This window comes from Acinetobacter sp. TY2, from assembly GCF_046269225.1.
GTDB lineage: Bacteria > Pseudomonadota > Gammaproteobacteria > Pseudomonadales > Moraxellaceae > Acinetobacter.
This window is the reverse complement of the sequence record NZ_JBJZOR010000049.1, coordinates 1-5,735: the sequence shown is the minus strand read 5'-3', so window position 1 is coordinate 5,735 and position 5,735 is coordinate 1. Positions and strand designations below refer to the sequence as shown.

Genomic DNA, 5,735 nt, shown 5'->3' with positions numbered 1-5,735 from the left:
GCTCAGTTGGTAGAGCATAACCTTGCCAAGGTTGGGGTCGAGAGTTCGAGTCTCTTTTCCCGCTCCAAATTCAAAAACCCCAATTGAAAAATTGGGGTTTTTTTATTTTTTTAAATTGTTTTATAACGTATTTTAAAATTATAAATGAATTAAACATAAATTGATGTGTGCTGAATTAATAAGAGACTTTCACCTAGATGATTCCAAGTGATCAACTTATAAAAGTCCTCTTCCATTTAATTTAGTCTCTTATAATCTAAGCCTTTTTGAATTTCACCATGATAATCAAATAACTGAATGTACTTAGTAATATGTGCTTTAGCTTCCCCCCATTATTTTTCAAGTAACATAGTTGCTATTTAATTACTATTGCTTTTATTTTTGGTTGAATTATATTCTTATAAATGAAGTTTTTATTTCCATAAGTTCCTATTAAGATATTTTAAATAATATTTTAATATCATAAACTTAACCAAAGGATATCAATAATGGCTAACCCTAAAAAAGAAGCAAAAGCAATAAAAATTGATATTGGTATTTCGCACAATGATCGAGAAAAAATTGTCGCGGGATTATCTAAATTACTTGCTGATAGCTATACTTTGTACTTAATGACACATAATTTTCATTGGAATGTGACAGGACCTCAGTTTAACAGTTTACATAATATGTTTATGGATCAATATACTGAACAATGGACTGCTTTAGATACAATAGCTGAACGTATTAGAGCATTGGGATTCCCTGCCCCTGGAACATACAAACAGTTTGTTAAATTGACTGCGATTAAGGAAGTCGAGGGTGTCCCTAAAGCAGAGGAGATGGTTAGCTTATTGGTGAATGCACATGAAACTGTTGCAAAAACAGCCAGAGCAATTTTTCCAATTGTCGATGAAGTAAACGATCAACCAACAGCAGACCTAATCACACAAAGACTTGAAATACATGAAAAGACTGCTTGGATGTTAAGAAGTACTCTAGAGTATTAATAAATATAGAATTGTAAAGAGATTTTCAGAACAACCAAAGCAGCTAAGCTTATCTAATAAACTGATTTAACTTACTGCTCAGGTCATTCATCACAACAAATCTATTTAAGAGATAGTAATAAAAAAGCCCAACATCCTGTTGGGCTTTTTTACATATTTAATGCTTTAGGTACAACCCCTGTCGTAACTTTAAATTTCCTTGTTCTTGATCTTATTTTTATTCTTTGGAGCATCCTACTCTCTATAGATTCATAATATAAAATTTGATTGGATCCGTATATTGGTAAATTCCCTAAATGATTGTGCGCCTAGGTGTACACAACAATATAAACGTTATCTACATACTTATTCTTAGTCATTAGAACAAGTTTGAATCGTGAACTAAGTCTACATTTTTATATTTTGAAAAATTATTTAAATAAAGAAAATATTTAGCTATAACTTTTATTATTTTAGCCTTAAATCTGCTATATAAAACTTTTGTTTTTGCTCATGCTAAACTCCTGATGAGTATGTTTTGTTTACCAAGTTAAGTCCTCCATTTTTATCAATACATACTGATATAACAAAATAAGCATAAAACCTATCATTTTAAATTCAAGGAAGAAAAATGGAACTTTCATCAACAGTAGAAAATAGGCATACCGCGACAGATGAGATGCAACTCATTTTCGAAAAACAACGTATAGCTTTTAATGCTCAACCTTATCCTGACTACACCAATAGACGTCATAAATTAATCGAATTAAAAAAACAAATTATTCGTTATCAAGATGCCATTGCAACAGCAATTAATACAGATTTTGATTCACGCTCATTTCATGAATCAAAATTACTCGATATTCTTGGCTCCGTTTTAGAAACACAACATGCTATTCGCCATCTACGCCGTTGGATGAAACCAAGTAAACGTCACACAGAATTACTTTTTCTCTCAAATCGACTAGAAGTGCAATATCAACCCAAAGGTGTTATTGGCATTATTGTTCCATGGAATTTTCCAGTTTATCTCGCATTAGGACCCCTTGTAGCTGCAATCGCTGCAGGTAATAGAGTAATGATTAAACTCTCAGAGTTTACGCCTACCACCAATGCTAAGGTTAAGCAGATGCTCTCTGAAATATTCAGTGAAGATGAAGTAGCCGTTTTTGGTGAAGAAATTCAAGATCCTTCAAAATTTACATCCCTCGCCTTTAATCACATTGTCTTTACTGGCTCTCCAGCAGTCGGTCATATCGTAATGCGTACTGCAGCTGAAAATTTAACCCCAGTCACACTCGAACTTGGCGGTAAATCCCCTGCACTTGTGACCCGCAATTATGACATTACAGATGCAGCCAAACGAATTTTGCATGGCAAAGCAACAAATAGTGGACAAATTTGTGTTTCACCAGATTATGCGCTCATTCCTAAAGAAAACATTGATTCGTTTATTTCTGCCTGTAAAAATCAATTTACACATATGTTTGGGCAAAATATTGATGAAAGCCCCCATTATACATCTATTATCAATGAACGACATTTAAAGCGTATTCAAGCCATTCTCCAAGATGCTCAAGATAAAGGAGCACAAATCATTTCCTGTGCTGACTATAATGCTGAGCATGCATCACGCCGTATGCCTGTACAACTCGTCATTAATTGCACACCTGACATGCGTATTATGCAAGAAGAACTATTCGGTCCTATTTTACCTATTATTGCTTATGACACTTTAGAACAAGCTATACAATATATCCAAAAGCATGAAAGACCTTTGGCACTTTACTGTTTTACTTTAAATACAAATGAACGTGATCATATTCTAAAAAATACACATTCAGGTGGTGTGACTGTAAATGATTGGGGCTGGCATGTTGTTAACCATGATGCACCTTTTGGTGGCATTGGAAATTCAGGCATGGGGACATATCATGGCATAGAAGGCTTTCGTGAGCTTTCACATGCAAAAACAGTTTTACATCGCCATCGTTTCTTTCCAACCCACTTGTTTTACCCACCCTATGGTACATTTATTCAGAAAATGATTTTACGTTTCTTCCTTAAAAAAGGTGATCCAAATATCTAAAAATTAAAATCAAACAATTAAAAAGAGAGCCTAAGCGCTCTTTTTAATTTAATTTAGATCAAACACTTAGAATACTAAATGATTGCCTTTCAACAACTCATCAAGGGAAGTATTGGTATTTTGAAGAACAACCAATTCTTTTGCTTCATACTGAGTGCCTTTGGCATCAAGATCAATTTTGATCACAGTATTTGTACCTTTCTGTTCAACTGTTAGATATTCACTAATGTTTGCTGATGTAACATTTTTGTTGCTCAACAATGTAGATACATCAATTTTGTCACCTTGTACTTTCGAGAAGTCAGTCCAATAATCACCCTGATCCACAGTATTTAATGACGTAAATTTAACAGTATCAGCACCCGCGCCCATTTCAAGCACATGCATGATTTGATCAGCACTAAATACATCACTTGCAGCAGAACCTTTCACATTGAATTGAGCATTCACTTCTAGATGAGCTGTCTGAGTCTCACCATTGCCCGCAACAACTTTATATACAAAATCATCAGAACCCGCAGTTCCTTTATTTTGTGTATATGTATATGAACCATCAGCTTTCATGAGTAATGAACCAAACTTACCACTCACTGTAAGACCCGTTGCTGATACATCCTTAAATGTAAGACCACCATCTGTTGAAACTGATAATTTTTTCCCGAAACCAAGTGAATCCTTACCAATCGTATCAACACCTTCACCCGTGAAGATATTACCTGTTGCAGTACCAAAGCTATCAATCGTCCATTTATCTGGTGAGGTCGTTTGAACTGTTACATTTGTATCAAATTTCTGTGCAAGGAAGCTAGATGAATACAGACCGCCATTCGTTTGGAAGTTCACACGATATTGACCAGCATCTGTTACTTTCACTGTTTGTTCAAATACTGTTGTACTTGACGAAACCGAACCAACAAAACCATAAGATTTTGAACCACTCGCACCAGATACATTCACCCATTGACCAGTTTGTGCATTGTATTTCTGCAACTGCCAATTGAATGTAGTCTTAGATGGATCGGTATAGCATCCTGTTGCTGATTTAAAATCAACTTTAATACTCGTTTCACCAGTATTACCAACAGTGAATGTATTTGAATTGATACTTGCAATTTTGCATGATTGAGCCGATAACAATCCCGAATCAACATTTGTACTTGTTACAGCTGTACTTTGTTTCACGGTACCAATAACAAAATCAGTATCATCATTTAATTGCAACATCGTCGCTGGTTTAGATGGATTCGTTGGATCCCATTTCAGGTTCACTTCATCTGCACCAATTTGTACATAAACTTTTGCTGTAGATGCATTACCATTTTTATCTGTAATTGTATAAGTGAAGGTATCAACCTGCCCTACAACTTTTACATCTTTATTTGGTGTGTATGTATATGAACCATCAGCATTGATCAGCATCGTCCCATATTTACCAACAAGTGTTGCTTTACCTGCCGTTGGAACATTAACCGAAGCACCCGTATCTGAAACCAATTTAGTCAACGTTGTGCCTGTTGGTACAACATCGTCAACCATTAAATTACCAGAAACTGGATTCGCTTTGATTGCTTCCAAATCACTTGAAGTCGTTGTCGTATTTTGAGTCACTGATAATTTATTGCCAGATAAAATACCAAATAGTGTCGTATCTTCAGCAACAACTTTATAATTACCCGCGTCTAGTGATTTAACCTGTAGACCTGTTGATTCTGAAAACAAGAAGAACTTATTAAATAATCCTTTATCCTTAGAATCAGCAACTTTTTGCCATACACCTGTAGCACTTTGCTTATATAGTGTCACTTTAATGCCATCAAGGAATGAAGCAAGAGATGTATTATATGCCTTGATATTTACAGTTGATGTTTGATTTGGATTAACTGAGAAATTAACTTCAGCAGATTTTGTACCGCAAATAGGAATACCCAAGAATGTTCCTAAAGAGCCAAATCCAACAGATGTTGTTTTGCTTGTTGTCGTAGACACGTAACCCAAATCTACATCAGCATGTACCACATCTGAATTTGCCATCAAAAGTGTTGGAGCTTGAACAAATTTAGCATCACCAGTATTACCATGTGCATCTGTTGCTTTTGCACTAAACCCTTCACCTGAGCCAAATGGTTTAGAAAAAGTTACACTGAAACTACCATTTACATCAGCTGTTGTATTTGCAATAACTTTACCAGCAGCATCTTTAATTTCAACTTTAGCATAGCCTTCAGTTGTACCTGAAAGCACATCACCTTTAGCACTAAACTCTAGCGTATTAATTTGAGGCGGTGTTAAATCTGGTGCTTGTGCATTTGTCGCAGGTGATTTACCACCCGCATCTGATGCTGTAACGGTAACCGTTTCACCATCTTTCTGTGGCACATCTAGTTTTACAGAATAATCACCATTTGCATCTGTTTTGTCCGTGCCAATTACTTTACCAGTCGCATCTTTTACTTCGATGTCGCTATTCGGCTGTGCTTTACCTGTGACAACTTCACCTGTCGTTTGATCTACAGTTGCTGTTGGTGCATTCGGTGGTGTTAAGTCTGGTGCTTGTGCATTTGTCGCAGGTGATTTACCACCTGCATCTGATGCTGTAACGGTAACCGTTTCACCATCTTTCTGTGGCACATCTAGTTTCACAGAATAATCACCATTTGAATCCGTTTTGCCCGTACCAA

The 5,735-nt window shown here is 35.7% G+C and carries 3 protein-coding genes; 2 read left to right on the top strand and 1 reads right to left on the bottom strand.

From position 1 onward, the window contains the following. The first annotated feature begins 488 nt into the window (after positions 1–488). Complete coding sequence (locus ACK1JC_RS16710; RefSeq protein ID WP_409512941.1) at positions 489–989, top strand: Dps family protein; 501 nt, start codon at positions 489–491, stop codon at positions 987–989. A 610-nt stretch (positions 990–1,599) separates the two neighbouring features. Then, positions 1,600–3,057 carry a coniferyl aldehyde dehydrogenase gene (locus tag ACK1JC_RS16705; protein WP_409512940.1) on the top strand — a complete coding sequence of 486 codons (1,458 nt, stop codon included), beginning with the start codon at positions 1,600–1,602 and terminating at the stop codon, positions 3,055–3,057. 66 nt (positions 3,058–3,123) lie between these two features. On the opposite strand, the gene ACK1JC_RS16700 is transcribed toward ACK1JC_RS16705, so the two are convergent. After that, a partial coding sequence (locus ACK1JC_RS16700) for a BapA/Bap/LapF family large adhesin (RefSeq protein WP_409512939.1) occupies positions 3,124–5,735 on the bottom strand: 2,612 nt, incomplete at its 5' end.